This window comes from Pseudomonas lyxosi (assembly GCF_047758685.1).
GTDB lineage: Bacteria > Pseudomonadota > Gammaproteobacteria > Pseudomonadales > Pseudomonadaceae > Aquipseudomonas > Aquipseudomonas lyxosi.
Map to the genome: position 1 here is coordinate 3,730,489 of NZ_CP180481.1, position 25,286 is coordinate 3,755,774.

Here is a 25,286-nt window from a genome sequence, read left to right on the forward strand (position 1 = left end):
TTGCTGTTGAAGGGCTTTTCTTAAATGTGGGTAAAAGTTGGATTCGTTAAGTTGGTGGTGAATTTTTATTAGGTAGGATCAATAGCTAGACAGGTGGGGTCGTATTGGGTGTTGGCTGTGAGTGTTGGTTACTCGGATGTTCCTGTTATATAGGCTCTTATAAAGAAGTCGTGTATGTCAGAGCAAAAAAACAAGTATACAAATACCGCCAGGTCCGTCGAAATTGGCAATCCCTCCTGGGTGCTTGCGCAAGATTCGGGGCTTACCGATTTGAGTATCGAGCATACTCGGCAGGGTCGCATGCAAGACCAGAGCGGTCATGAGTTCATGAATATGTGCTCTTGTTCATATTTGGGGCTTGAGGTCGATGAGCGTCTGGCGCGACGTGCCGCAGACTATGTGTTGAGTTGCGGTACCGTGAACTTGCCCACCTCGCGTATCAGAATAAGATTGAAAGAGCTCGATGAGCTTGAAGACGCCTTATCTGCCCATTTCAATTGTCGAGCCTTCACAGCGACTTCCTGCAGCGCGGGCATCGTCGCGTCTCTGCCCCTGCTGGCAGCGGGCATGTTCACTGATGGCCAGCGCCCCGTTTTGATCTTTGATAAACATGCCCATTTTGCACTGAACCAGGTCAAGGCCATCTGTGGTGATGAAACGCAGGTTGTCACGTGCAATCACAATGACGTCGATTTTATTGAGGACATGTGCAATCGTCATCCTTTGGTCGCGTATGTTGCTGACGGTGCTTACAGCATGGGGGGGAGTGCACCTGTTGAGCGGCTGTTGGCTTTGCAGGACAAGTATGGGTTGTTTCTCTACTTTGATGACTCTCATTCATTGAGTGCCTACGGCGAGCGGGGTGAAGGCTATATTCGTACTTTCATGCCTGAGCTCAATCCACGGACGATACTTGTTTATTCATTGGCCAAGGCATTTGGCGCCAATGGTGGCGGCATATTCATGTCAGAGAAGGCCAACTACCAGAGCATTTTCCGTCGTTTTGGCGGGCCGATGTCCTATTCGCAATATCTGAATCCTGCCGCTATAGGCGCGGCCATGGCTTCCCTGGATATTCATAAGACCAGTGAGCTTGGCGTTTTGCAGCAGAAACTTAGTTCCAATATTCGTCTGTTCGACAGCTTGTTTGAGACGGAACACGCGGGGTCGGGTCTACCGATTCGGGTTATTCCATTGGACAGTCCGGATATGGCGATTGCTGTTTCCGAGGGCGTTTTCAAACGAGGTTATTACACCTCGGCAGTATTCTTCCCCATCGTGGCCAGGAACAAATCCGGTTTGCGCGTGATGATGCGTGCAGACATGTCTCAAGGCGATGTCCGGTGTTTCTGCGCCGCTGTCCAGGCAGCGGTCGGAGAGGCCCGCCTGAATCTGAAAGCTGTCCAGCGTTGAGAGATCGCAATGACTAATCCCACACCAAGAAGTTTGCTGTATTGCTCCGCCTTGCACCCTGAGCAATATGCAAAGAGTGCTCTGACGGATGTCATGGTGATTGATCTGGAGGACGGTGTTCCGCTCCGCAGGAAAGCTGAAGCCCGGTTGTGTGTCGAGCAGTTCTATCGGTCCTCAGTTGCGCAGCGTACGGCACTGCGTATCAATCCTCTGCGTGATAATCAAGGGTTGCTCGATCTGCTGCTGGTGCAATCACTTGAACAGCGGCCCGAGTTCATCGTCTTGGCAATGACCGAAGCGGCGGCCGAGATAGAGGTAGTGCGCGCCAATTTAAGTCGTGATGGAGAAAGTCCGAAAATCCTGGTCACCGTCGAAACACCGGCCTGTCTGCGGGATATTTACGCCATTGCATCCAGCGCCGACGGACTGATCTTTGGTTCCGCCGACTATGCGGCCAGCCTGGGTGTACGGATTGGTGGCTGGAGCAACATCCTGCATGCGCGTGGGAGCATCGTCGCGGCTGCCAGCGCAGCGGGTATTCCCGCGTTCGACACCGCTTACTTCAATCTCGATGACGAATCAGGGCTACTGAAGGAATGCCAGGACACCCGGGAGTTGGGATTCAGTGGCAAGACCTCCATTCACCCAAGGCAGATCCCCATTATCAATGAGGTGTTCACCCCTTCCATCGCGGAGTACGAACATGCCCTGGCCGTTGTGCAGGCTGCGCAAAGCAGTGGTGAAAAAATCACCCGGTTGAAGAATCTGATGGTGGGGCCGCCATTCGTGAAGCAAGCCCGCAAACTCATCCAGCGCGCCCAGGAACTGGGTCTTTGAGGAGAACGCCATGGAGTCGATGATTCCGGCCCACGAACGGATCGGTGCTAACCGCTACCGTGAGTCCTATGGGCTGCATTACGAGGAGTTTGTGGTGGGGGATGTGTTCGAGCACCGCCCCGGCCGTACTGTGACTGAGCTGGATAACATCTGGCAGTCACTGATGAACATGAACAACCATCCGGCACATATCGACGTTGCTTACGCCCAGCGCACCGAATTCGAGAAGTTACTGGTCAACAGCTCGGTGACCTTGTCGATTATCAGCGGCATGACGGTAGCGACAATGAGCGCCCGGGCGATCGCCAACCTGGGCTGGGACGAAATTCGCCTGCCAAATCCGGTCTATGTCGGCGACACCTTGTACGCCGAGAGCGAGGTTGTCTCCAAGCGTGAATCCCGATCGCGTCCGGGCCAAGGCATCGTCACCATCAGGGTCATTGGTCGTAAGCAGGATGCCACTCCCGTGATCACTTACCTGCGCACCTTTCTGGTTCCAAAGCAGGGATATTCCCAGGACTACCCCGTCGGCTAGACGCCTGTCTTCAGCGGTGTTTCAGCCACCGGGATTGCGATGCCGGTGACTGGAGGCACTCAAGTATGAGTGCTGCCGGCCCGAGGATGGCCGGTACCTTCGAAAAGCTTTGATGGAAAAGGAAAAGCCATGCTGCTTCTTAATCGCGAAGATATCGGGCGTTGTGTCGAGTTGCCAAGGCTTGTTCGCGCACTCGAAAAAGCCCACCGAGGCTTTTCGCTCTCGGCCCCCGTGGTTCCGCAACGCTCGATCATCACTCACGAGCGACAAAAAGCATTCTCTTTGTTCATGCCGGCCTTTTTGCCCGCAAGCCAGACGCTGGGCATCAAAGTGTCGTCGTTTCATCCCGGCAACGCTGTGCACGGGCTCTCGGCGGTCAATGGCGCGGTCTTGCTGATCGATATCGAAAGCGGGAGGTTATTGGCGATGCTCGACAGTGCAGCCCTGACGGCGATTCGTACCAGTGCCATGAGTGCGCTGGCGACGGACAAGCTCTGCCTGCGGGTGCGGCTCAATCTGGCGGTGATGGGGGCCGGGGCTCAGGCCGCGGCGCATATCAAGGCGATGGCCGCTATCAGGGATCTTGGGCAGGTCAGGATATTTTCCCGTTGTCTGGCCCGCAGTGTCGCTTTGGCCGAGCGCCTGTCCATTGAGCTTTCGCAGCCGGTCGAGGCTGTCGAACGCATGGAGGATGCGCTGGCTGACGCGGACATTGTCTGCACGACAACTTCCCATGACAGTCCGCTGCCTTTGATCGGGGCGCATCAGCTCAAACCCGATGCCCATATCAATGCCATTGGCGGCAGTACGCTGCAGGCGTGTGAAATCGATCCCCGGTTGCTGGGCAATGCTCAGGTTCATGTCGATCATTTGGACGCCGCGTGCCGCGAGTCGGGCGAAATTGCCCAGGCGTTGGCGTTGTCGGTGATTGATCGCAAGGACATCCGTGAGATCAGTGCCTTGACTGTCGAGCAGCGTTCGCCGGTAACCCGCAAACAAGGTCTGAGTTACTTCCGCAGCGTTGGACATGCCAGTCAAGACATGGTGATTGCTGCCTGCCTATATGACGTGGCCAGGGCCGGGCACATCGGCAAACAGTGCGACTACCTCAGCGCCTGAAAGTCGCCAGGCGCGAAATTTTGCATCGGGAATGCTACCGACTAGGGAAGGAAGAGATGCCTATGAATATTCTGATGATCGATTCGCAGAGAGTGAATTATGTCGACCCTGGGGAGTATGTCCGGGGTTCGGAGCATCAGCGCTATAGCCTGGAGGTGACATCCAGGCCCTCGGATGAGCAATTGGCCCGGGCCGACGGGATCATCGCCTTTCATTCGGTGGTCGTCGATGCGCCGCTGGTTGCCAGGATGCATCGTTGCCGCGCATTGGTTAAGGCAACCATCGGCCTCGATGATGTGGATGTCGAGGCATTGAGCGTGAAAGGCATTGTTTGCTCCAACATCGGCTCCGTGGGAGCGGAGGAAGTCGCGGAGCACGCCATGGCGTTGATCCTCTTCGCCCAGCGCAAGCTTTTCGACTACGCCAGGCACACTCGGCAAGGCGGCTGGAGCTGGCGAGCCCATGCCGACGAGGTGAAAGCCTGTGCAGACACGGTTCTGGGGTTGATTGGTTATGGCGCGACAGGGCGAGCATTGGCGCGCAGAGCGGCGGCCCTGGGTTACCGGATCTGCTTTTACGATCCCGGGGTCGAGCGCTGTGTCGAAGGTATTGCTCAGGGGGGCACGCTGGATTCGTTGCTCGATACAGCAGATGTCATATCACTGCATCTGCCTCTCACCCCGGACACCGTGCATTTAATGAACGATGCGAGATTTTCACGGATGAAGCACGGTGCGACCCTGGTCAATACCGCGCGAGGAGGCATCGTCGATACCGATGCTCTGCTCCGGGCCTTGCAGGCCGGGGTCGTGTCCATGGCACTGCTGGATGTCGTACAGGAGGAACCGGCGCCTCCCCAGGCCCTGATCGAACATGAGCGTGTGTTATTGACGCCGCATGCCGCCTTTTACAGCGAGCGTTCTCTGGCCCAATTGAAGGCCGATGCCCTGGAAACGGTGCTGAGTCTGCTACAGGGAAAAATAGTCAAAACAGTGGTTAATCCCGATTGCGTATCGGGGGAGGCAAAGGGATATGCCTGAATTGAAACCTGCGGGATTTGAATCTTCCCGAGCCGGGTTGCCGGCCTGGTTCGACGTGGCGATCGGCAACAGCATTGTTCAATACGGTCAGCGCCTGGCGGCGCGACAGCTGCTGGTCAATACGCTGGGCAATATCGCTGTCCGCAGCCACTGCGCGCATTGGCAGCGGGAAGTGATCTACACCAAACACCGCGGCATCTCCCTGGAAGAGTGCGGTCTTGAACATCTGTCTGTGTTGGATATGCAATCCGATGAGCTTTTGCACGGTTGTTTCAGACCCAGCCTGGGGCACCAGATGCACCGGGAAATCATGCGTTGTCGCGCCGATGTCAATGCGACGGTGCATCTTCATCCCAATGAAGTCATTTCCTTCTTCGCTGTCATGCAGTGGCGTGAGATGGAGTACGTGTCGAACGACACGGCACTGGTAATGGGCAAGCCGCCGTGCATTCTCGGCGCGGGTATGAATGTCGAGCAGGATGTCGGTGCGATTGGCCGCTGCGCCAATGACACCAACTGCATTGTCATGCCCAGTCATGGCATTACCTGTTTTGGCCGCGACCTGTCCGAGGCGTTTCATCGTGCCGTGGCATTCACCGCGGAAATCAGCCGGTTGATTACCAGCCAATACCTGTCGGCGGCCACGGGGAAGTCGGTGGTGTATGCCAGCGGTGAAGAGGTCAGGCAGATGTATGAGCTTGGCGAACAGGTGATCTATGGAGGGATGCACAAATGAAGTTTCACGATCACATCTCGTGTTCCGGATTATGGAAAGCGCCGGAGCGCGATCTTTCATCGGTATTGCTGGATCTGAATGAAAACCAGTTTTTACATAAGTTTCTGGCAGGGTTTATTGCCACCGAATTGAAGCCCCAGGATCTGTTTACCTACCCCAATTATCAGCCGCTCCTTAACGAGCTGGCAAAGTACTGCAAGGTTTCGACCGACAGTTTGCTGCTGACCAATGGGGCGGATCAGGCAATCGATCTGGTGATACGGTTACTGTTTTCGCCTGGGGATCGGGTGGTTGTTCCCTCTCCGGTTTTTTCCTTCTATTACCAGATGCTCGACGTCAATGGCGTGGTGCCGGCGATCGTGGGTTTCGAGAAACAAGCCGAAAAATTCGTGCTGCCCACCGAGGCTGTACTCGAATCCTTACAAACCAGCCAGGGACTGATCCTGTGTAATCCCAACAATCCCCTGGGCGTATGCACCGATCCTGAGCAATTGAAAGTTCTTGTCGAGGCTTGTGTAAGGCAAGACAAGCCGATGATCGTTGACGAATGCTACTTTGAGTACCTGCAACAATCATGTCTGGATACGTTCAGCGCCGTCAGGCAGCTATTTGTCATTCGTTCGTTCTCCAAGTACTTCGGTCTTGCCGGGTTGCGCCTGGGGTATGTAGTCACGCGACCGGAATCAATCCGTGAACTGATGAAGGTGCGCGGCCCCTGGGATGTAAACCATGTGGCCGTGAAAGCTGCGCTGTTCTGCTTGCAGAATCAGGAAACCTTGCAGCAGGCGCACGACAATCTCGCGCAGATCAAGAGTGAAATTATCGAAGTCTGCCGGGCCAACTCGATCGTCGTGTACGAGAGCGATACGAACTTTCTGCTGCTGCAAGATGAGCACGATGGTCGTCTGGCCGACGCTTTCGCTCAGGCCAATATCCGCGTCAGCAACTGTTCACAGTACCCTCACAGCTTCGGCCTGCTCCACAATATGCTGCGTGTGGTTGTTCCTTCGGCGTCGGATCTCAAAACATTCCTGATGGCAATATTGCGAGGGAGCGGCAGTGCGGCTTGCTTGAGCGATGTGAAAATAGAGCGCCGGATTGACGAAAGACCAGCGTTGCGCGCTTGCGGAGCATCGAGGTGATCCTCAAGTGACGAGATTGCTCAAAAGATTCGGTCTGGCGGCAGGGATGCGTAATATCGTTTTTCTCCGGTTGCTGTTCGTCATGGCAAATGCGCTGGGGCCTTTTGCGGCCTTGTTTTTCCAGCGTCACTACCAACTCGACAGTTCGGCGGTGGCGTTGGTGATCACGCTGATGTCGGCGTTCTATCTGGTGGGTAATCTGTTGGGTGGGGCACTGGTTGGTCGTTGTTCCTTCCGGGCGCTATTGATCTGTACCTCGTCCTGTTCATCGTTGTTTTTGTTGTTCGCTGCCGCATTCAGCTCATCGATTGCATCCATTGCGATGGTGTTGTTGTTCATGCTGTGCGCGGGTCTGATCACGCCGGTGTTCAGTATTCTCACGTCCTTGGCGGCGGACGAAAGCAATCGCATCGCCTCTTTTGGCTATTTGCACCTGGCCAGCAATCTGGGGGGGGCGTTGCTGTTCGTGATGGGTGGGTACTTGCTCGGCCTCGATAGCCACTATCTGATGCTGTTTGCGATGGTCGCCAGTGTGTTGTGCCTTTCAGCGAGTGTCTTTCTGGTGCTGCCGGAACGCCAGAGCGCAGTGACTGAAGCCAGAAGGGATTTCATTGGCGCTATGGTCGATGTGCCAAGGATCGTGATCGTTGCGGGCGCCATGTTCTTTGCGTTGTCTGTGCTGGATGCGCAGCGCGAATATCAGTTGCCACTATGGCTTGATGGGGTGACGGCGGGGAAGGCCGCCGGCCTGTTCGGTGCGGTGGGTATCGTCAATGCATTGCTGGTGATCGTGTTGACGCAACCACTGATTGCATTGACATCGCGTTTCGGGGCGCTCACCAATCTGTCCCTGGCGGCGGTTTTTTACGGTATCGGATTTGGCGCCTATGCCTTTTTCGAGCAGACCGTTCTGATCCTGTCGTTTGTTTTCTTCTGGACGCTGGGTGAGATCCTCGGCATTACCTACGTCACTGCGTTGATTGCGCAGAAAACCACATTGCAAACCCAGGCCAGTCTGTTCTCCCTTATTCCTATCCTGCTGGCGGGGGCGAGGATGGTGTCCGTAGGTATTGGCGCCTCGCTGATCACCGGGATCGGTTTCCAGCTGAGCTGGAGTATCTACGGGCTGTTGGGCATCTTGTTCGGGGGAGGTTGTCTACTGCTTGCTGCCAGGAGAAACCGCTACGCGACCTCAGTATGATCCGGCGAAGTGATGGAAAAAACGCGGACAAAAAAACGCCCCGAACCAGTCGGGGCGTCAGATATGCGGCGTTGCGGTTAGCTTTCTATTCGGTCCGCAACGGCCGTTTGCTCAGGTGAAGCAGATCAGTGGAACTGTTCTTCTTCAGTCGAACCGGTCAGCGCGGTTACCGAAGACGAACCACCTTGAATCACGGTGGTCATGTCGTCGAAGTAGCCGGTGCCCACTTCCTGCTGGTGAGCCACGAAGGTGTAACCCTTGGCAGCGTCAGCGAACTCTTGCTCTTGCAGCTTCACGTAGGCAGTCATGTCGTTGCGGGCGTAGTCGTGCGCCAGGTTGAACATGCTGTGCCACATGTTGTGAATGCCGGCCAGGGTGATGAACTGGTGCTTGTAACCCATGGCAGACAGTTCGCGCTGGAACTTGGCGATGGTCGCGTCGTCCAGGTTTTTCTTCCAGTTGAAGGAAGGCGAGCAGTTGTACGACAGCAGTTGGTCCGGGTATTCCTTTTTGATCGCTTCGGCGAAGCGACGAGCCTCGTCCAGATCCGGCTTGGCGGTTTCGCACCAGATCAGGTCGGCGTACGGAGCGTAAGCCAGGCCGCGAGAGATCGCTTGGTCCAGGCCGGCGCGTACTTTGTAGAAGCCTTCCTGGGTACGTTCGCCAGTCACGAATGGCTGGTCGTACGGGTCGCAGTCGGAAGTCAGCAGGTCAGCCGCGTTAGCGTCGGTACGAGCCAGGATGATGGTCGGAGTACCGGCAACGTCAGCTGCCAGACGAGCAGCGGTCAGCTTCTGTACAGCTTCCTGGGTAGGAACCAGTACCTTGCCGCCCATGTGGCCGCATTTTTTCACGGAAGCCAGTTGGTCTTCGAAGTGAACGCCAGCGGCGCCTGCTTCGATCATGCTCTTCATCAGCTCGTAAGCGTTCAGTACGCCGCCGAAACCGGCTTCAGCGTCAGCCACGATCGGAGCGAAGTAGTCGATGTAACCTTCGTCGCCCGGGCCTTTGCCTGCTTTCCACTGGATCTGGTCAGCACGACGGAACGAGTTGTTGATGCGCTTGACCACGGTTGGAACCGAATCCACCGGGTACAGCGACTGGTCCGGGTACATCGATTCGGCGGAGTTGTTGTCCGCAGCGACTTGCCAGCCCGACAGGTAGATCGCCTGGATACCGGCTTTAACTTGTTGTACAGCCTGGCCGCCGGTCAGGGCGCCCATGCAGTTGACGAAATCTTTATCAGGACGGAAGGATGGCTTGGCGCCCTGGGTCACCAGGTTCCACAGCTTCTCGGCGCCCAATTTTGCAAAGGTGTGCTCAGGTTGAACCGAGCCACGCAGGCGGACGACGTCAGCAGCGGAGTAAGCGCGTGTCACGCCTTTCCAGCGTGGGTTTTCAGCCCAATCTTTTTCGAGGGCTGCAATTTGCTGTTCGCGTGTCAGTGCCATGGGGATAAACCTCGTCGCGTCTTTAATCGAAAGTGGTTCTGGGTGGACAATTCCTGCGTGCCAAGTACGCAGTTAGAAGCGTAAAAGGCTGCTCGCTGACCAGAAGCTTAGGTGGTCAAGTCGGATTCGGCGGGGATGGCGACGGGATGAACGATGGGCTCGAGGGGAAGTGAGCAGGTAAGGGCGAACTGGCGAGCGCATTCGGGCGTCGTGGGCCTTGGTACGAACTTCAGTGTGGAGCCGGGTTACCTAATTACGCTTCCGTCCCTCGGGACAACTTCGTTCCAGTCGGCAACCTCGTCAAACACACCTTGTGGGCGGTACAGACACGAAGCGGCTCGCGGGGTTGGTGCGAACGGCGCCTCGAAGGCCCTTGCCAGGGCCCCTGATTAGCGGGAGCGAGGCCATCATGCCTTTGCTTTTTTGTATCGTCAAACGTTTTGTAGTGCTTTTTTTATGGCACTACATCTTTGGTCTAATACGACTAATCAGTCAGTTTTCGGTGGTTTAGTCCAAAGTATCGACTTTCACCCGCAGGGTCATGTCATCGCGGCCCTGAGTCGAGTAGCTGCGGGTCTGGCCCTGTTTGTCGGCCTGAGTCTGGCGGTTTACGCCGGCCAGGGTGATCCATTCACCCAGTCGTCCTGTGACAGTTGTGTCGGTACTTTGCACATTCACTACATCGGGACGTTCCTGGCTCATGCGGTCACGATTGGTACTGATCGCCAGGTGAACGATATCGCCGGTGACACTGGCGGTGACGTAGAAACCCTGGGTGACGTTGCGATATTCAGTCTGGCTGCGCAGGTCTCCGTAGGAATCGGTCTGAGTGCTGGTCAGCGGCACGCTCTGGCCGACCTGGATCAGTGCCGGCGCGCCTTCGCTGGCCTGGATCTGCTGAATCCCGCCGTCACGGCTGTCGGTGCTGCGGTTGATGATGCGCGTCTGGCTCGGTTTGGCGCCATTTACCGAGTAACCCTGATCGCCCTGAAAGTTGTTTTCGTTGGTGTCGACAGTGATCAGCAGGCGCTTGGGTCGGGTGTCAAGTTGGGCGATAAGGGCTTTAAGTTCGTCGATCTTGCGCTGATCGGCATTGACAATTAGCTGATTGCCGTAGGCGCTGACCTGGCCATCCTTGCCGATGAAATCCTGTGCCATCGGCAGCATGTCGGCACTGGTGTGGTAGTTCAGTGGCACGATCTCGGTGGCTGCCATGACCGAAAAACTGCAGGTCAGCAGCAGCGTGGTGAGCAGGGTGCGTAGGGACATATCCGTTATCTCCGACATCTTGAAGTGTTGATATTGCCAGTTTGTCGGCCCGGCGTGGGGCAAGTTGAATCGTAGACAGCAAAACGCCCCGGCATCCGAGGATGGCGGGGCGTTTTGTGGTGTTCCCTGTGGTGAGGGGATTAATCCCCACCACAGGGTTTCAGGCGGAGTGCCGCACCATGTCCACATGCGGAATCCCGGCTTCCAGGAATTCCTCACTGACCAGGCTGAAGCCCAGGCGCTCATAGAACGCCGTGGCCTGTACTTGCGCGCTCAACATCTGCTGCTTGAGCCCGCGCTTCTCGGCTTCACCGATCACCGCTTGCATCAGCGCATCGCCGACTTTCAATCCGCGCCAGTCTTTCAGCACAGACACCCGGCCGACGTGGCCATCGGGCAGCAGGCGGGCGGTGCCAATCGGAAAGTCGCCTTCGAAGGCCAGAAAATGCACCGCCGTCGCGTCATCAGCATCCCATTCCAGCTCAGGTGGAACAGATTGCTCGGCGATGAACACCGTCTCACGAATGCGCCGGATCTCGGCGTTGTCCTTTTGCCAGTCTGCGACACGTACGTGAATTTTATTCATCAGCAAACCCCAGGCTGCCTTGCTTGACCAGTTCGCACAGCAAGCCACGACCGTCTTCGTCGTTCAGCCAGTCGCCAAGGTTGTCGGTATGCAGGGCATCGGCGGCGCAAATCATTTTCAGCAACTCGCGCAGTTTGCCCGGCAGATAACGGCTCTGGCCGCTGGCGAACAGCAGCAGGTCGTCATCAACTTCCGACCAGGCCATGCGCGCGCTCGGGTTGCGGATAAGCACAGCGCCTTGCTCGAGGCTGGCGAGCAGGTCTTCTTCTTCGACGTCTTCCGGGCCCGCGACCAGTTCCGGGTAGCGCGGCTCGGTCATGAACTGGCCGAACCAGGTCAGCAGCAGGCGCTCGTCACTCATGTGCTCGGCCAGCAAGGCTTTCAGGCGATCGAGGGCGTCGTGCTGGATCTGATTCGGGTCGACAGCAGGCAGGGCGTCGGCGTCGGTGTAACGCTCTTCGTCCGACAGGAACTGGCTGAGGAAGTCGGTGAAGTGGGTCAGCACTTCAGCGGCGCTCGGTGCGCGGAAGCCGACCGAGTAAGTCAGGCAGTCATCGACGGCTACACCGCAATGGGCCAGGCGCGGCGGCAGGTAGAGCATATCGCCCGGTTCCAGAACCCACTCATCGGTGGCTTCAAAGTCGGCGAGGATGCGCAGGTCGGCGTGTTGCAGCAGCTTGCTCTCGGAATCGCACATCTGGCCGATTTTCCAGTTGCGCTTGCCGTGGCCTTGCAGCAGGAACACGTCGTAGTTATCGAAGTGCGGACCGACGCTGCCACCTGGGGCGGCGAAGCTGATCATTACATCGTCGATACGCCAGCTCGGCAGGAAGCGGAAGTTCTCCAGCAGCTCGGCGACTTCCGGTACGAACTGGTCAACGGCTTGAACCAGCAGGGTCCAGTCGCGTTCCGGCAGTTTGCTGAACTCGTCTTCGGCGAACGGGCCGCGGCGCAATTCCCAAGGGCGCTCGCCATTTTCGATGATCAGGCGCGACTCAACTTCTTCTTCCAGCGCCAGGCCGGCCAGTTCGTCGGCGTCGATCGGGCTTTCGAATTCAGGAATCGCCTGACGGATCAGCAGGGGTTTTTTCTGCCAGTAGTCGCGCAGGAATTCGCGCGCCGTGATGCCGCCCAGAAGTTGAAGAGGAATATCAGGATTCATGTGTAACCTATTGAAAAAAAGTACTTTTCAGACGGGAATAAAAACGCCCGGCGCTGCCGGGCGTCTCAAAAGGGTAAAACGGTCGATCAGATGCGTTTGGCTTGCTCTACAGCGTTGCCGATGTAGTTCGCCGGGGTGAGCAGTTTCAGCTCGGCCTTGGCGGCGGCTGGCATGTCCAGGCCGTCGATGAAAGTTTGCAGTGCTTCAGGGCTGATACCCTTGCCACGGGTCAACTCTTTCAGCTTTTCGTACGGGTTTTCGATGTTGTAGCGACGCATCACGGTCTGGATCGGCTCGGCCAATACTTCCCAGCACGCGTCCAGGTCGGCAGCAATCTTCTGAGCGTTGAGCTCGAGTTTGCTGATGCCCTTGAGGCTGGCTTCGTACGCGATCACGCTGTGGGCGAAGCCGACACCGAGGTTGCGCAATACGGTGGAGTCGGTCAGGTCGCGCTGCCAGCGGGAAATCGGCAGCTTGCTCGCCAAGTGCTGGAACAGTGCGTTGGCGATGCCCAGGTTGCCTTCGGAGTTTTCGAAGTCGATCGGGTTGACCTTGTGCGGCATGGTCGACGAACCGATTTCGCCAGCGATGGTGCGCTGCTTGAAATAACCCAGGGAGATGTAGCCCCAGATGTCGCGGTCGAAGTCGATCAGGATGGTGTTGAAGCGTGCGATCGCGTCGAACAGCTCGGCGATGTAGTCGTGCGGCTCGATCTGCGTGGTGTACGGGTTGAAGCCCAGGCCCAGCTCGTCTTCGATGAAGGCGCGGGCGTTCTCTTCCCAATCGATCTCAGGATAGGCCGACAGGTGAGCGTTGTAGTTGCCGACAGCGCCGTTGATCTTGCCCAGCAGCGGAACGGCCGCGACTTGAGCGATTTGACGCTCCAGACGGTAAACCACGTTCGCCAGCTCTTTGCCCAGGGTGGTCGGCGAAGCCGGTTGACCGTGGGTGCGCGACAGCATCGGCACGTCAGCGAAACGGATGGCCAGTTCGCGGATGGCTTCGGCGGTCTGGCGCATCAGCGGCAGCATCACGTCATCACGGCCTTCGCGCAGCATCAGGGCGTGGGACAGGTTGTTGATGTCCTCGCTGGTGCAGGCAAAGTGGATGAATTCGCTGACAGCAGCCAGTTCCGGCAGCTTGGCCGCTTGCTCTTTGAGCAGGTATTCGATGGCTTTGACGTCGTGGTTGGTGGTGCGCTCGATCTCTTTGACACGCTCGGCGTGCTCCAGAGCGAAGTTTTCCGCCAGGGTGTTCAGCACAGCGTTGGCTTCGGCGGAGAACGCCGGCACTTCGCTGATGCCTGGGTGAGCGGCCAGGCGCTGGAGCCAGCGTACTTCAACCAGAACGCGAGCACGGATCAGGCCGTATTCGCTGAAAATTGGGCGCAGGGCCTGGGTTTTGCCGGCGTAGCGGCCGTCAACAGGGGAAACCGCAGTGAGCGAAGAAAGCTGCATGGGGTGTTCTCGGACAGTCGGGCAACGAAATGGGGCGCGTATCATACATGAAAAAAACCGCCGGTCCGTTGCCAACTGACCAGCGTCTTACGCGTTACAAATTACAAAGGGTCTTGCGGGCGCGGTTCAGCTGCTGCGCATCAGCGGGTAAAGCTCTTTCAGCAACTTGCGACGGCTGATCACCAGCTGCCAGCGATGACCGCCCAACTGCCGCCACAGGCGCGCTGAACGAATTCCGGCCAGCAACAGGGCGCGGATTTTCGAAGCGTTGCTCGGTTGCTGCAGATTGCGCATGTCACCATGCACCTGAATTCGCTGGCGCAGGGTGCTCAGGGTGTCCTGGTACAGCGCACCGCAGGCGGCAATCACGTTCTCGTGCGCCGGACCGAAGTGCTCGACCTGGGACTGAATCTGCGGCAAACGCTTGCCGATTTCGTCCAGCATGTCGTTGCGTTTGGCCAGCTGGCGCTCCAGCCCGAGCATCGCCAGCGCATAGCGCAGCGGTTCGCGCTGAAGGGTGCTCGGGTCGCGCTCCAGGGCGCCGATCAATGCGCGGTAACCTTCACGCAGATTGATGTCGTCGCCGCCGTACACTTCCAGGGTGTCTTTGGGGTCGCGAATCAGCAGGCTGCCGAGCATGCACGTCAGGCCGGCTTCGGCGGTCTGGCCGGTCTTGGCGATCTTGTCGACCAGCACGGCGGCGAGGAACACGCCGCCCAGTGCCGTCAGTTGCTCCTGAGTCGGGCTCATTGCTGCTCGCCTTGAACAGTGCCTTTGCTGGTCCACGGCTCCGCGACTTCGATCACGCCGCCGCCAAGACAGATTTCACCGTCGTAGAACACCACAGACTGGCCTGGGGTGACCGCGCGTTGCGGGTCATCGAAGGTCGCGCGATAGCCGGTGGCGGTTTTTTCCAGCGTGCACGGCTGGTCGCTTTGGCGATAGCGAACTTTAGCGGTCAGCCGGCGCGGTTCGCTCAGGTCGATCGGGTTGACCCAATAGATGTCCGAGGCGAGCAGGGCGCGGGAGAACAAGTACGGGTGATCATTGCCTTGGCCGACGATCAGCTCGTTGTGCTCCAGGTCTTTGATCAGCACGTACCACGGCTCGTCACTGGCGTCTTTCAAACCGCCGATGCCCAGGCCCTGGCGCTGACCGATGGTGTGATACATCAAGCCGTGGTGACGGCCAATGATTTCACCTTCGGTGGTCTTGATCTCGCCCGGTTGGGCTGGCAGGTACTGCTTGAGGAAGTCGCTGAAGCGGCGCTCGCCAATAAAGCAGATCCCGGTGGAATCCTTTTTCTTCGCGGTGGCGAGTTCGTGTTTCTCGGCAATCGCGCGCACTTCGGGTTTTTCCAGCTCGCCGACCGGGAACAGGGTCTTGGCGATCTGTTCGCCGCCAACGGCGTGCAGGAAGTAGCTCTGGTCCTTGTTCGGGTCCAGGCCCTTGAGCAGCTCGGTGCGGCCATCGATATCGCGGCGACGCACGTAGTGACCGGTGGCGATCAGGTCGGCGCCGAGCATCATGGCGTAGTCGAGGAACGCCTTGAACTTGATCTCGCGGTTGCACAGGATGTCCGGGTTCGGCGTGCGACCGGCCTTGTATTCGGCCAGGAAGTGCTCGAACACGTTGTCCCAGTACTCGGCAGCGAAGTTGGCGGTGTGCAGCTTGATGCCAATCTTGTCGCACACGGCCTGGGCGTCCGCCAGGTCATCCATGGCGGTGCAGTATTCCGTTCCATCGTCTTCTTCCCAGTTCTTCATGAACAGGCCTTCCACCTCATAACCCTGCTCGATCAGCAGGAGAGCGGAAACGGAAGAGTCCACGCCGCCGGACATGCCGACAATGACGCGCTTCTTTTGTATGTCAGAAGGGGCTGGATCACGCATAGGGATTCAATGAGTGTCTTGAAAAAGGACGCGATTCTAACAGGCCGAAGCCCGCAAGGCTAAAGAGAAGGGCGGATCAGCTCGAGACCGAAGAGTTTGCCGTCCAGATAATCATCAATACAGCGGATGATCAGCTCACTGCGCCAGTTTGCGCGCTGTGCCAGCAGTTCGTCACGCGTCAGCCATTTTGCGCCGACGATGCCGTCGTCCAACTGATAGTCGGGGTGATGCTTGAGCGGTTTTGCGGTGAAACAGACCCGCTGGTAAGTCACGCCGTTGCTCGGGGCGGTGTAGAGGTAAATGCCCACCACGCCGGTCGGCTCGACGTCCCAGCCGGTTTCTTCGAGGGTTTCGCGTACGGCGGCTTCGATCAGGGTTTCGTCCGGGTCCAGATGACCGGCGGGCTGGTTGAGCACCGTTCGTCCGCCCTTGGACTCTTCGACCATCAGGAAGCGGCCGTTGTCTTCGACGATGGTCGCGACGGTGATGTGGGGTAGCCAATCCATAATTAAAACCTCCTGTTGGGGGGCAGAAACAGAAACCCCGGCGCAGGGCCGGGGCTTCTTTGCATCCTTACAACCTTAAACCAGCGCAGCGATCGCGGCGTTGAAAGTGTTGCTTGGGCGCATGGCCTTGCTGATCAGCTCGGCATTGGCGTGGTAGTAACCGCCGATGTCCACTGGCTTGCCCTGAACGGCGTTGAGCTCGGCAACGATGGTTGCTTCGTTCTCGGCCAGGGTCTTGGCCAGTTCGCCGAACTGCGCTTGCAGTGCAGCGTCTTCGGTCTGGGCAGCCAGGGCTTGAGCCCAGTACAGCGCCAGGTAGAAGTGGCTGCCGCGGTTGTCGATGTTGCCGACTTTGCGCGATGGCGACTTGTTGTTGTCCAGGAACTGGCCGGTGGCCTGATCCAGGGTCTTGGCCAGCACCAGCGCTTTAGGGTTGTTATAGGTAACACCCAGATGCTCAAGGGAAGCGGCCAGGGCCAGGAACTCGCCCAGGGAATCCCAGCGCAGGAAGTTTTCTTCCAGCAGTTGCTGAACGTGCTTCGGTGCCGAACCGCCGGCGCCGGTTTCGAACAGACCGCCGCCGTTCATCAGCGGAACGATCGACAGCATCTTGGCGCTGGTGCCCAGTTCCATGATCGGGAACAGGTCGGTCAGGTAGTCGCGCAGTACGTTGCCGGTCACCGAGATGGTGTCCTTGCCTTCGCGAGTGCGGCCCAAGGTGAAGGCCATCGCGTCGACTGGCGACATGATGCGGATGTCCAGGCCGGAAGTGTCGTGATCCTTCAGGTAAGCCTGAACTTTCTCGATCACTACACCGTCGTGGGCGCGCATTGGGTCCAGCCAGAAAATCGCTGGAGTTGCGCTTGCGCGAGCACGGTTGACGGCCAGTTTGACCCAGTCCTGGATCGGCGCGTCTTTGGTCTGGCACATGCGGAAGATGTCGCCGGCTTCAACCGACTGTTCCAGCAGGGTGCGGCCAGCGCCATCGGAAACCCGAACTACGCCGTTGGCCTTGATCTGGAAAGTCTTGTCGTGGGAGCCGTACTCTTCAGCTTTTTTCGCCATCAGGCCAACGTTTGGCACGCTGCCCATGGTGGTTGGATCGAAAGCGCCGTGCAGCTTGCAGTCTTCGATCACCGCCTGGTAGATGGTGGCGTAGCAGCGATCCGGGATCACAGCCTTGGTGTCGTGCAACTGACCGTCAGTGCCCCACATTTTGCCGGAGTCACGGATCATCGCTGGCATCGAGGCGTCGACGATAACGTCGCTCGGCACGTGCAGGTTGGTGATGCCTTTGTCGGAGTTGACCATGGCCAACGACGGACGAACGGCGTAGACCGCCTGGATATCCGCTTCGATCTGTGCTTGCTGCTCAGCCGGCAGGGCTTTGATGCGAGCGTACAGGTCGCCGATGCCGTTGTTCAGGTTGAAGCCGATCTGCGCCAGCACGTCAGCGTGCTTGGCCAGTGCGTCTTTATAGAACTCGGCAACGATCTGGCCGAACATGATCGGGTCGGAGACCTTCATCATGGTGGCTTTCAAGTGAACCGACAGCAGCACGCCTTTGGCTTTAGCGTCTTCGATCTCGGCAGCGATGAAGCTGCGCAGAGCGTTTTTGCTCATGACCGCGCAATCGAGGATCTCACCGGCTTGCACGGTGGTTTTTTCTTTCAGGACGGTGGTGGTGCCGTCTTGGGCGATCAATTCGATTTTGACGGCGTCAGCGGCGTCGATCAGGGCAGCTTTTTCGCTACCGTAGAAATCGCCGGTGCTCATGTGCGCGACGTGGGACTTGGAGTCCGCAGCCCAGGCGCCCATTTTGTGCGGGTGCTTGCGCGCGTAGTTCTTGACCGACAGCGGTGCACGACGATCGGAGTTGCCTTCGCGCAGAACCGGGTTCACGGCGCTGCCCTTGATCTTGTCGTACCGCGATTTGGCGAGCTTGTCGGCGTCGCTGGTCACGGTTTCCGGGTAGTCAGGCAGTGCGAAGCCCTGGGCTTGCAGTTCCTTGATCGCGGCCTGCAGTTGCGGAACCGAAGCGCTGATGTTCGGCAACTTGATGATGTTGGCTTCAGGCGTAACGGCCAGGTCGCCCAGTTCGGCGAGGTGGTCGGCTACGGCTTTGTCACCCAGTTGCTCGGGGAAGCTGGCCAGGATGCGCCCTGCAAGAGAGATATCGCGGGTTTCCACGGCGATATCAGCGGAGGCGGTGAAGGCCTCTACGATAGGCAACAGTGAATAGGTGGCGAGGGCGGGAGCTTCGTCGGTGAAGGTATAGATGATCTTCGAGCGGGTGGGCATATTCGGATTAACTCTCTCTTCTTTGCTAAAGCGTGCGCAGAAAAACTCGAGGGGCGCCGGGTAAGCGCGTTCGTTCAAAGTCATCCATGAGCCGAATGTCGAGATTTCTTCGCGGTGATGTTGGGTGCATCAGTCGAGCGTCAAGCGGGTGGGTTGCGGTAACAACCCTGCTTTTTCAGGCCCCAAACCTCGTAATAGAGAGGTCGGCCATTGTGACTCTGTGGTCAGCGGGCGGCATTATACATAGGTAGCTGGCAATCTGCCGATGGTTCATATGCAACGATTGTCGTCCATTGGTCTAAAGGTCGCAGGGGCGAGTGGGGCGTAGAGTCTTGCACCGTGCTTGAGTTTGGCGCTTTTCCCTTTGCTTTCAGGCTTGTACGTCGCGAACTGTGCAGCTTTGCGGCAGATGGTTGGAACATAGGGTTTGCGTGCCGATTTAACTGGGGTACGCTCGAACGAAGCCAGATGTTCAATCCAAACAATGGAGTTCAGCATGGGATACAAGAAGATTCAGGTTCCAGCAGTCGGCGACAAAATCACCGTCAACGCGGACCATTCTCTCAATGTTCCTAACAACCCGATCATCCCCTTCATCGAAGGTGATGGTATTGGCGTTGATATCAGCCCGGTCATGATCAAGGTTGTCGATGCTGCTGTTAAGAAGGCTTACGGCGGCGAGCGCAAAATTTCCTGGATGGAAGTCTACGCCGGGGAGAAAGCGACTCAGGTTTACGATCAGGACACCTGGCTACCCCAGGAAACCCTGGACGCAGTTAAAGATTACGTGGTTTCCATCAAGGGCCCTCTGACCACCCCGGTCGGTGGCGGCATCCGTTCCCTGAACGTGGCCCTGCGTCAGCAACTCGACCTTTATGTCTGCCTGCGCCCTGTGCGTTGGTTCGAAGGCGTGCCTAGCCCGGTCAAGAAGCCAGGCGACGTCGACATGACGATCTTCCGTGAGAACTCGGAAGACATCTACGCCGGTATCGAGTGGAAAGCCGGTTCGCCGGAAGCGACCAAAGTCATCAAGTTCCTTAAGGATGAAATGGGCGTCACCAAGATCCGTTTCGACGAAAACTGCGGTATCGGCATCAAGCCGGTTTCGCTGCAAGGTACCAAGCGTCTGGCGCGAAAAGCTCTGCAGTATGTGGTCGACAACGACCGCGACTCGCTGACCATCGTGCACAAAGGCAATATCATGAAGTTCACCGAAGGTGCCTTCAAGGAATGGGCCTACGAAGTGGCGGCTGAAGAGTTCGGCGCGACCCTGCTCGATGGCGGTCCGTGGATGCAGTTCAAAAACCCGAAAACCGGCAAGAACGTTATCGTCAAAGATGCCATCGCCGACGCCATGCTCCAGCAGATCCTGCTGCGCCCGGCCGAATACGATGTGATCGCGACCCTGAACCTGAACGGCGACTACCTCTCCGACGCCCTGGCGGCGGAAGTGGGCGGTATCGGTATCGCACCGGGTGCCAACCTGTCTGACACCATTGCGATGTTCGAAGCGACCCACGGTACTGCGCCGAAGTACGCTGGCAAGGACCAGGTCAACCCGGGTTCGCTGATCCTGTCCGCAGAGATGATGCTGCGTCACATGGGCTGGACTGAAGCGGCTGATCTGATCATCAAGGGCACCAACGGCGCGATTTCGGCCAAGACAGTGACCTATGACTTCCACCGTCTGATGGAAGGCGCGAAGCTGCTGTCTTCTTCGGCGTTCGGTGATGCGCTCATCTCGCATATGTAAGCCGCATATGTAAGCGAATCAGCATTAAAAAAACCGCCTTCGGGCGGTTTTTTTTATGACTGGATGACGGGTTGCGTCAGCTCGACACCGTTTCTTGCTGGGTGGCAGCGGCCTGTTCGTTCTCGGTCGTGGCGGCCCCAATCTTGACTGCGTGCAGCCCTTTGGGTCCCTGGACGATCTCGAAGCTTACGAGTTGCCCGGCCTTGAGAGTTTTGTATCCGTCCATTTCAATGGCGGAATAGTGTGCAAAGAAATCAATAAGATGACCGTCTTCATCACGGCCTTCTCTGGCGTCGGTGTTAATGAAACCGAATCCCTTGGCATTGTTGAACCATTTCACCTTACCGACTGACATACCCATATCCCTCTGCAACAGACTCCATCACTGGAGTATCATCCAGTTCATCCGCAGTCATTTCCTGGAAATAAGATTGACTCCGCGGACCTTTTTTACCCACTGTGGGCTCTATTGGTTGTAACACCGTTTTGCCGATAGTCAAGGTGACCGGGCGGTCGGAGTTGAAATCGTCCATAGCCGCCCCCACCACTGTATTTGAACAACTGACGAACCTTTCTTTCCATGCATGCAATCAGCCAGATTCGACTAACATTCAATCAGGATCGCCCGGCTCTCCAGAAAGATCACCCGGGGACTCACGACGACGATTCCGCAGGCATTGCTGTTCAGGAGGCAAAGCCTGCTTTACAGGCGCCGCCGATGTACAAGGTGGTTTTGTTCAATGATGACTACACACCGATGGATTTCGTCGTCGAAGTGCTCGAGGTGTTTTTTAACCTGAATCGGGAGCTGGCGACCAAGGTCATGCTGGCCGTCCACACAGAAGGACGGGCAGTATGTGGAGTGTTTACCCGCGACATCGCCGAGACTAAGGCCATGCAGGTCAACCAGTACGCCAGGGAAAGCCAGCATCCGCTACTCTGTGAAATCGAGAAGGACGGTTAATCGCCGACCACTTGGGTATGAGGTGAAGCTATGTTAAACCGCGAGCTCGAAGTCACCCTCAATCTTGCCTTCAAGGAGGCTCGATCGAAACGTCATGAATTCATGACCGTCGAACACCTCCTGCTGGCCCTATTGGACAATGAGGCTGCCGCCACCGTTTTGCGTGCCTGCGGCGCAAACCTCGACAAACTCAAGCACGATCTGCAGGAGTTCATCGACTCCACCACGCCATTGATCCCCGTTCATGACGAGGATCGTGAGACCCAGCCAACCCTGGGCTTCCAGCGTGTTCTGCAACGTGCTGTCTTTCACGTACAGAGCTCGGGCAAACGCGAAGTGACTGGCGCCAACGTACTGGTCGCGATCTTCAGTGAGCAAGAGAGTCAGGCAGTGTTCCTGCTGAAACAGCAGAGCGTTGCGCGCATCGATGTCGTCAACTACATCGCACACGGCATTTCCAAAGTGCCGGGGCATGGCGATCACTCTGAAGGTGAACAAGATATGCAGGACGACGAGGGCGGTGAGTCTTCTTCTTCAGGCAATCCTCTGGATGCTTATGCCAGCAACCTCAACGAACTCGCGCGCCAGGGTCGTATCGATCCATTGGTAGGCCGTGAGCTGGAAGTCGAGCGCGTTGCGCAGATCCTGGCGCGTCGTCGCAAAAACAATCCGTTGCTGGTGGGCGAGGCGGGCGTGGGTAAAACCGCGATTGCCGAAGGCCTGGCCAAACGCATTGTCGACAACCAGGTGCCGGACCTGCTGGCCAACAGTGTGGTGTATTCCCTCGATCTGGGGGCTTTGCTGGCCGGGACCAAATACCGCGGCGATTTCGAGAAGCGCTTCAAGGCGTTGCTCAATGAGCTGAAAAAACGTCCGCAGGCGATCCTGTTCATCGACGAAATCCACACCATCATTGGTGCGGGTGCAGCGTCCGGTGGGGTCATGGATGCCTCGAACCTGCTCAAACCGCTGCTGTCGTCGGGTGATATCCGCTGCATCGGCTCGACCACGTTCCAGGAATTCCGCGGGATCTTCGAGAAGGACCGTGCTTTGGCCCGGCGCTTCCAGAAGGTCGATGTGTCGGAACCTTCGGTGGAAGACACCATTGGCATCCTGCGCGGCCTGAAAGGTCGTTTCGAAGCGCACCACAACATCGAATACAGCGATGAAGCGTTGCGTGCGGCGGCCGAACTGGCCTCGCGCTATATCAATGACCGGCACATGCCGGACAAGGCCATCGACGTCATCGACGAGGCGGGCGCCTACCAGCGTCTGCAGCCAATCGAGAAACGCGTGAAACGCATCGAAGTGCCTCAAGTCGAGGACATCGTCGCGAAAATTGCGCGGATTCCGCCTAAGCACGTCACCAGCTCCGACAAAGAGCTGCTGCGTAACCTTGAGCGTGACCTGAAGCTGACAGTATTTGGCCAGGATGCCGCAATCGACTCGCTGTCGACCGCGATCAAACTGTCCCGTGCCGGCCTCAAGTCGCCTGATAAGCCAGTCGGTTCGTTCCTGTTCGCAGGGCCTACCGGTGTCGGTAAAACCGAAGCGGCGCGTCAGCTGGCCAAGGCGTTGGGCATCGAACTGGTTCGCTTCGACATGTCCGAGTACATGGAGCGCCACACCGTATCGCGTCTGATCGGTGCGCCTCCAGGCTATGTCGGGTTCGATCAGGGCGGTCTGCTGACCGAAGCCATCACCAAGCAGCCTCACTGCGTGCTGTTGCTCGATGAGATCGAGAAGGCGCATCCGGAAGTCTTCAACCTGCTGCTGCAGGTGATGGACCACGGTACGCTGACCGATAACAACGGGCGCAAGGCGGACTTCCGTAACGTGATCGTCATCATGACGACCAACGCCGGTGCCGAAACGGCCGCTCGCGCTTCGATTGGTTTCACCCATCAGGACCACTCGTCCGATGCGATGGAAGTGATCAAGAAGAGCTTCACGCCGGAGTTCCGCAACCGTCTGGACACCATTATCCAGTTTGGTCGCCTCAGTCATGAGGTCATCAAAAGCGTGGTGGACAAGTTCCTTACCGAGCTTCAGGCGCAGTTGGAAGACAAGCGTGTGCAGCTGGAAGTGACGGACGCGGCGCGCAGCTGGCTGGCAGAAAGCGGCTACGACACGGCAATGGGCGCTCGACCAATGGCACGTTTGATTCAGGACAAGATCAAGCGTCCGCTGGCGGAAGAGATTCTCTTTGGCGAACTGGCCGACCATGGTGGTGTGGTTCACATCGATCTCAAGGACGGCGAGCTGACCTTCGACTTCGAGACCACGGCTGAAATGGCCTGACGGCTGTTGATCTGTTGTAAAACGAAAGGCGCCTTCGGGCGCCTTTTTGTTGTCTATTGGATTGGGTGTATATCCGTTGCTGCGGTAACGGCTGCTTAGGGTTTCGCCCTTACGGCCATCCCTTTCAAGGTCTTTTAATTTTGGCGGCCTTGAGCACCCGATCCGTCGACACATGGGCATGCACTGCTTTGCCTTCAAGCCACTCTTTGGATTTGGGTACCTTCGGGCCACGTTTACTTTTGGCGATCTGTTTGGGTGGGATGTTTCTAGCCAGCGCCAACAAACGCTGAGCCAGTCCTTCTGAGGGGGGAGTGATGGGCAAATGCTCTGGCGGCAAGGCAATCTGCATGCCCTCATAACCGCTACGAACCTGTATCACCAAATGGTAAATCGACGCTTCCCAGTCCTCGGGTTGGGTCTGGCGATGGGCCTGTTCAACGCTGCGCTTAAGCACTGATAAAACGTTGTAAGCCAGCACAGCCGAAGCAAACCCCAGCAGGGCTGCCTTGGGGCTGCCCAAGGTTTCGATCTCACTTTCCAGCACCGATTCCAAGCGCTGGAACATGCCTTCGATACTCCAGCGACGACGGTACAAATCGTTGATTTGTACGGCGCTGATGGTCTCGGGCAGGTTGCTCCAGAACAACAGCATGGTGTCGCCTGATTCGGTGGGGGTTTGTAGGTTCAGTTCGACGCGTCGCCACTGACGCCCACCTTTCACGCCAATGGTTTGCTCGCGCACGCTTCCTGTCGAGACTTTGACAGACTCCTGCCATTGGCCTTCCTGAAGCAGGCGCGGATGCTTACTCGGCTCACGAATAATGAACGAAGCCCCGGCATCTTCGCAGGCCTCCATGACCGGGAGGGTGCAGTAGAGTCGATCAGCCATCCACAACTGGCCCGCACTGGCGTTTTCCAGCAACGGCAGCACACCGACGCGCTCACTGGCATAAGCATCTTCACAGGGCTGAAGGTCGACGACCTGGTCAAGATCCGGGTCGTACACTACGACCGAAAAACCAGGCCGGGCGGCGCCCCGTTCACGGCGCAAAGCGCCCAGACGCTTTTCGCTGGAAGGCAGATGGTTACCGTCAACGATCCGCAGTTGCCAGCCAGGTAAAATGGCTGAGCAGCCCAACTCTTCAATCGTCGGAGCCAGGCGTTGCGCACTGCCAGTTACCAGGGCGCGCAGCAGCGCAGGTTCCGTGCGACTGACCTTGTCATACAACGCCGCCAAGCTGACGGGAAGATCATCCATCTGCCGTGCGGCAGCATGTAGCGAAGGTCGCAAGCCCAATGAAACAAGGGACATCAGCTCAACGATGGTCGAGAATAAAAGCTCACGCGGGTACTGTCGTTGACGATGTTCTTCGAACACCTGATCGACCCACTCGGCTGCAACAGCCTGTTCCAACACCAATTTGGCCATGACACTGGCCGGTGCCTTTTTCTCGAACCGCGCTAAAACCTCTGCCCACATCGTCTCGTCGTCCTGACCGGATTTTTAGTGGATTCTAAACGAAGACCTTGAAAGGGATGGCTGTAAGAGCGAAACCGCCAGAAGCCCTAGCCGCAGCAATGGATATACACTCGAACCCCAAAAAAACGCACACACAAAAAC

General features: G+C 57.4%; 22 protein-coding genes. 11 read left to right on the plus strand and 11 right to left on the minus strand.

Features of this window, described 5'->3' with window-relative positions; genetic code table 11:
* The first annotated feature begins 174 nt into the window (after positions 1 to 174).
* The 8 genes from ACMXYI_RS17150 to ACMXYI_RS17185 all read left to right on the plus strand — a co-directional run bounded on the left by ACMXYI_RS17150 (position 175) and on the right by ACMXYI_RS17185 (position 8,023).
* On the plus strand, positions 175 to 1,413 hold the full coding sequence (locus ACMXYI_RS17150) for an aminotransferase class I/II-fold pyridoxal phosphate-dependent enzyme (RefSeq protein WP_415768239.1): 1,239 nt from the start codon (positions 175 to 177) through the stop codon (positions 1,411 to 1,413).
* 9 nt (positions 1,414 to 1,422) lie between these two features.
* The gene (locus tag ACMXYI_RS17155) at positions 1,423 to 2,250 is read left to right on the plus strand and encodes an HpcH/HpaI aldolase/citrate lyase family protein (RefSeq protein WP_415768240.1); all 828 of its coding nucleotides are present in this window, start codon (positions 1,423 to 1,425) and stop codon (positions 2,248 to 2,250) included.
* 10 nt (positions 2,251 to 2,260) lie between these two features.
* Entirely contained in the window at positions 2,261 to 2,785 is a 525-nt protein-coding gene (locus tag ACMXYI_RS17160; protein WP_415768242.1) for a MaoC family dehydratase, read from the plus strand.
* A gap of 129 nt (positions 2,786 to 2,914) precedes the next feature.
* A complete protein-coding gene (locus ACMXYI_RS17165; protein WP_415768243.1) occupies positions 2,915 to 3,904 on the plus strand; it encodes an ornithine cyclodeaminase family protein in 990 nt (329 codons plus the stop codon).
* A 62-nt stretch (positions 3,905 to 3,966) separates the two neighbouring features.
* The gene (locus tag ACMXYI_RS17170) at positions 3,967 to 4,944 is read left to right on the plus strand and encodes an NAD(P)-dependent oxidoreductase (protein WP_415768244.1); all 978 of its coding nucleotides are present in this window, start codon (positions 3,967 to 3,969) and stop codon (positions 4,942 to 4,944) included.
* The gene (locus ACMXYI_RS17175) at positions 4,937 to 5,680 is read left to right on the plus strand and encodes a class II aldolase/adducin family protein (protein ID WP_415768245.1); all 744 of its coding nucleotides are present in this window, start codon (positions 4,937 to 4,939) and stop codon (positions 5,678 to 5,680) included. Before ACMXYI_RS17170 ends, ACMXYI_RS17175 begins: the two co-directional genes overlap by 8 nt.
* Entirely contained in the window at positions 5,677 to 6,822 is a 1,146-nt protein-coding gene (locus ACMXYI_RS17180; RefSeq protein ID WP_415768246.1) for a pyridoxal phosphate-dependent aminotransferase, read from the plus strand. The genes ACMXYI_RS17175 and ACMXYI_RS17180 overlap by 4 nt, the downstream gene beginning before the upstream one ends.
* Positions 6,779 to 8,023: an MFS transporter gene (locus tag ACMXYI_RS17185; protein ID WP_415768247.1), complete on the plus strand. Its 1,245-nt coding sequence runs from the start codon at positions 6,779 to 6,781 to the stop codon at positions 8,021 to 8,023. The genes ACMXYI_RS17180 and ACMXYI_RS17185 overlap by 44 nt, the downstream gene beginning before the upstream one ends.
* 125 nt (positions 8,024 to 8,148) lie before the next feature.
* Here ACMXYI_RS17185 and aceA read toward each other — a convergent pair whose 3' ends face one another.
* From aceA to ACMXYI_RS17230, 9 genes are all read right to left on the minus strand, one after another.
* Positions 8,149 to 9,474: an isocitrate lyase gene (gene aceA, locus ACMXYI_RS17190; RefSeq protein ID WP_415768248.1), complete on the minus strand. Its 1,326-nt coding sequence runs from the start codon at positions 9,472 to 9,474 to the stop codon at positions 8,149 to 8,151.
* 507 nt (positions 9,475 to 9,981) lie between these two features.
* Positions 9,982 to 10,743 (minus strand): secretin N-terminal domain-containing protein, encoded by a 762-nt coding sequence (locus ACMXYI_RS17195; RefSeq protein WP_415768249.1) that lies wholly within the window; start codon positions 10,741 to 10,743, stop codon positions 9,982 to 9,984.
* A 160-nt stretch (positions 10,744 to 10,903) separates the two neighbouring features.
* Positions 10,904 to 11,329: a GNAT family N-acetyltransferase gene (locus tag ACMXYI_RS17200; RefSeq protein WP_017339601.1), complete on the minus strand. Its 426-nt coding sequence runs from the start codon at positions 11,327 to 11,329 to the stop codon at positions 10,904 to 10,906.
* A complete protein-coding gene (locus ACMXYI_RS17205; protein WP_415768250.1) occupies positions 11,322 to 12,491 on the minus strand; it encodes a JmjC domain-containing protein in 1,170 nt (389 codons plus the stop codon). Before ACMXYI_RS17205 ends, ACMXYI_RS17200 begins: the two co-directional genes overlap by 8 nt.
* 86 nt (positions 12,492 to 12,577) lie before the next feature.
* Complete coding sequence (gene purB / locus ACMXYI_RS17210) at positions 12,578 to 13,948, minus strand: adenylosuccinate lyase (protein ID WP_027925117.1); 1,371 nt, start codon at positions 13,946 to 13,948, stop codon at positions 12,578 to 12,580.
* 126 nt (positions 13,949 to 14,074) lie between these two features.
* The gene (gene hflD, locus ACMXYI_RS17215; RefSeq protein ID WP_008146025.1) at positions 14,075 to 14,698 is read right to left on the minus strand and encodes a high frequency lysogenization protein HflD; all 624 of its coding nucleotides are present in this window, start codon (positions 14,696 to 14,698) and stop codon (positions 14,075 to 14,077) included.
* Positions 14,695 to 15,840, minus strand: a complete 1,146-nt coding sequence (mnmA, locus tag ACMXYI_RS17220) for a tRNA 2-thiouridine(34) synthase MnmA (protein ID WP_415768251.1) — start codon at positions 15,838 to 15,840, stop codon at positions 14,695 to 14,697. The genes hflD and mnmA overlap by 4 nt, the downstream gene beginning before the upstream one ends.
* Before the next feature lie 59 nt (positions 15,841 to 15,899).
* Positions 15,900 to 16,346 carry an NUDIX hydrolase gene (locus ACMXYI_RS17225; RefSeq protein ID WP_149630301.1) on the minus strand — a complete coding sequence of 149 codons (447 nt, stop codon included), beginning with the start codon at positions 16,344 to 16,346 and terminating at the stop codon, positions 15,900 to 15,902.
* 75 nt (positions 16,347 to 16,421) lie between these two features.
* Positions 16,422 to 18,647, minus strand: coding sequence for an NADP-dependent isocitrate dehydrogenase (locus tag ACMXYI_RS17230; RefSeq protein ID WP_415768252.1), 2,226 nt, complete (start codon positions 18,645 to 18,647; stop codon positions 16,422 to 16,424).
* A 496-nt stretch (positions 18,648 to 19,143) separates the two neighbouring features.
* Between ACMXYI_RS17230 and icd the strand changes: the two genes are divergently transcribed.
* Entirely contained in the window at positions 19,144 to 20,400 is a 1,257-nt protein-coding gene (gene icd, locus ACMXYI_RS17235; protein ID WP_010458895.1) for an NADP-dependent isocitrate dehydrogenase, read from the plus strand.
* Positions 20,401 to 20,476: 76 nt separating this feature from the next.
* Here the strand turns inward: icd and ACMXYI_RS17240 are convergent, their stop codons facing one another.
* Positions 20,477 to 20,755, minus strand: coding sequence for a cold shock domain-containing protein (locus tag ACMXYI_RS17240; RefSeq protein WP_415768254.1), 279 nt, complete (start codon positions 20,753 to 20,755; stop codon positions 20,477 to 20,479).
* A 225-nt stretch (positions 20,756 to 20,980) separates the two neighbouring features.
* On the opposite strand from ACMXYI_RS17240, the gene clpS reads away from it, so the two are divergent.
* Positions 20,981 to 21,364 (plus strand): ATP-dependent Clp protease adapter ClpS, encoded by a 384-nt coding sequence (gene clpS, locus ACMXYI_RS17245; protein ID WP_074878178.1) that lies wholly within the window; start codon positions 20,981 to 20,983, stop codon positions 21,362 to 21,364.
* Positions 21,365 to 21,394: 30 nt separating this feature from the next.
* Entirely contained in the window at positions 21,395 to 23,665 is a 2,271-nt protein-coding gene (gene clpA, locus ACMXYI_RS17250) for an ATP-dependent Clp protease ATP-binding subunit ClpA (protein WP_415768255.1), read from the plus strand.
* 124 nt (positions 23,666 to 23,789) lie between these two features.
* Here the strand turns inward: clpA and ACMXYI_RS17255 are convergent, their stop codons facing one another.
* The gene (locus ACMXYI_RS17255) at positions 23,790 to 25,094 is read right to left on the minus strand and encodes an IS4 family transposase (RefSeq protein WP_415773907.1); all 1,305 of its coding nucleotides are present in this window, start codon (positions 25,092 to 25,094) and stop codon (positions 23,790 to 23,792) included.
* Between the last annotated feature and the right edge of the window lie 192 nt (positions 25,095 to 25,286).

Excerpts from the sequence above, each read along its gene's own strand:
- ACMXYI_RS17150 (WP_415768239.1), top strand. The coding sequence starts at position 175 with ATGTCAGAGCAAAAAAACAAGTATACAAATACCGCCAGGTCCGTCGAA.
- ACMXYI_RS17155 (WP_415768240.1), top strand. The coding sequence starts at position 1,423 with ATGACTAATCCCACACCAAGAAGTTTGCTGTATTGCTCCGCCTTGCAC.
- ACMXYI_RS17160 (WP_415768242.1), top strand. The coding sequence starts at position 2,261 with ATGGAGTCGATGATTCCGGCCCACGAACGGATCGGTGCTAACCGCTAC.
- ACMXYI_RS17165 (WP_415768243.1), top strand. The coding sequence starts at position 2,915 with ATGCTGCTTCTTAATCGCGAAGATATCGGGCGTTGTGTCGAGTTGCCA.
- ACMXYI_RS17170 (WP_415768244.1), top strand. The coding sequence starts at position 3,967 with ATGAATATTCTGATGATCGATTCGCAGAGAGTGAATTATGTCGACCCT.
- ACMXYI_RS17175 (WP_415768245.1), top strand. The coding sequence starts at position 4,937 with ATGCCTGAATTGAAACCTGCGGGATTTGAATCTTCCCGAGCCGGGTTG.
- ACMXYI_RS17180 (WP_415768246.1), top strand. The coding sequence starts at position 5,677 with ATGAAGTTTCACGATCACATCTCGTGTTCCGGATTATGGAAAGCGCCG.
- aceA (WP_415768248.1), bottom strand. The coding sequence starts at position 9,474 with ATGGCACTGACACGCGAACAGCAAATTGCAGCCCTCGAAAAAGATTGG.
- ACMXYI_RS17195 (WP_415768249.1), bottom strand. The coding sequence starts at position 10,743 with ATGTCCCTACGCACCCTGCTCACCACGCTGCTGCTGACCTGCAGTTTT.
- ACMXYI_RS17200 (WP_017339601.1), bottom strand. The coding sequence starts at position 11,329 with ATGAATAAAATTCACGTACGTGTCGCAGACTGGCAAAAGGACAACGCC.
- ACMXYI_RS17205 (WP_415768250.1), bottom strand. The coding sequence starts at position 12,491 with ATGAATCCTGATATTCCTCTTCAACTTCTGGGCGGCATCACGGCGCGC.
- purB (WP_027925117.1), bottom strand. The coding sequence starts at position 13,948 with ATGCAGCTTTCTTCGCTCACTGCGGTTTCCCCTGTTGACGGCCGCTAC.
- hflD (WP_008146025.1), bottom strand. The coding sequence starts at position 14,698 with ATGAGCCCGACTCAGGAGCAACTGACGGCACTGGGCGGCGTGTTCCTC.
- mnmA (WP_415768251.1), bottom strand. The coding sequence starts at position 15,840 with ATGCGTGATCCAGCCCCTTCTGACATACAAAAGAAGCGCGTCATTGTC.
- ACMXYI_RS17225 (WP_149630301.1), bottom strand. The coding sequence starts at position 16,346 with ATGGATTGGCTACCCCACATCACCGTCGCGACCATCGTCGAAGACAAC.
- ACMXYI_RS17230 (WP_415768252.1), bottom strand. The coding sequence starts at position 18,647 with ATGCCCACCCGCTCGAAGATCATCTATACCTTCACCGACGAAGCTCCC.
- icd (WP_010458895.1), top strand. The coding sequence starts at position 19,144 with ATGGGATACAAGAAGATTCAGGTTCCAGCAGTCGGCGACAAAATCACC.
- ACMXYI_RS17240 (WP_415768254.1), bottom strand. The coding sequence starts at position 20,755 with ATGTCAGTCGGTAAGGTGAAATGGTTCAACAATGCCAAGGGATTCGGT.
- clpS (WP_074878178.1), top strand. The coding sequence starts at position 20,981 with ATGCATGCAATCAGCCAGATTCGACTAACATTCAATCAGGATCGCCCG.
- clpA (WP_415768255.1), top strand. The coding sequence starts at position 21,395 with ATGTTAAACCGCGAGCTCGAAGTCACCCTCAATCTTGCCTTCAAGGAG.
- ACMXYI_RS17255 (WP_415773907.1), bottom strand. The coding sequence starts at position 25,094 with ATGGCCAAATTGGTGTTGGAACAGGCTGTTGCAGCCGAGTGGGTCGAT.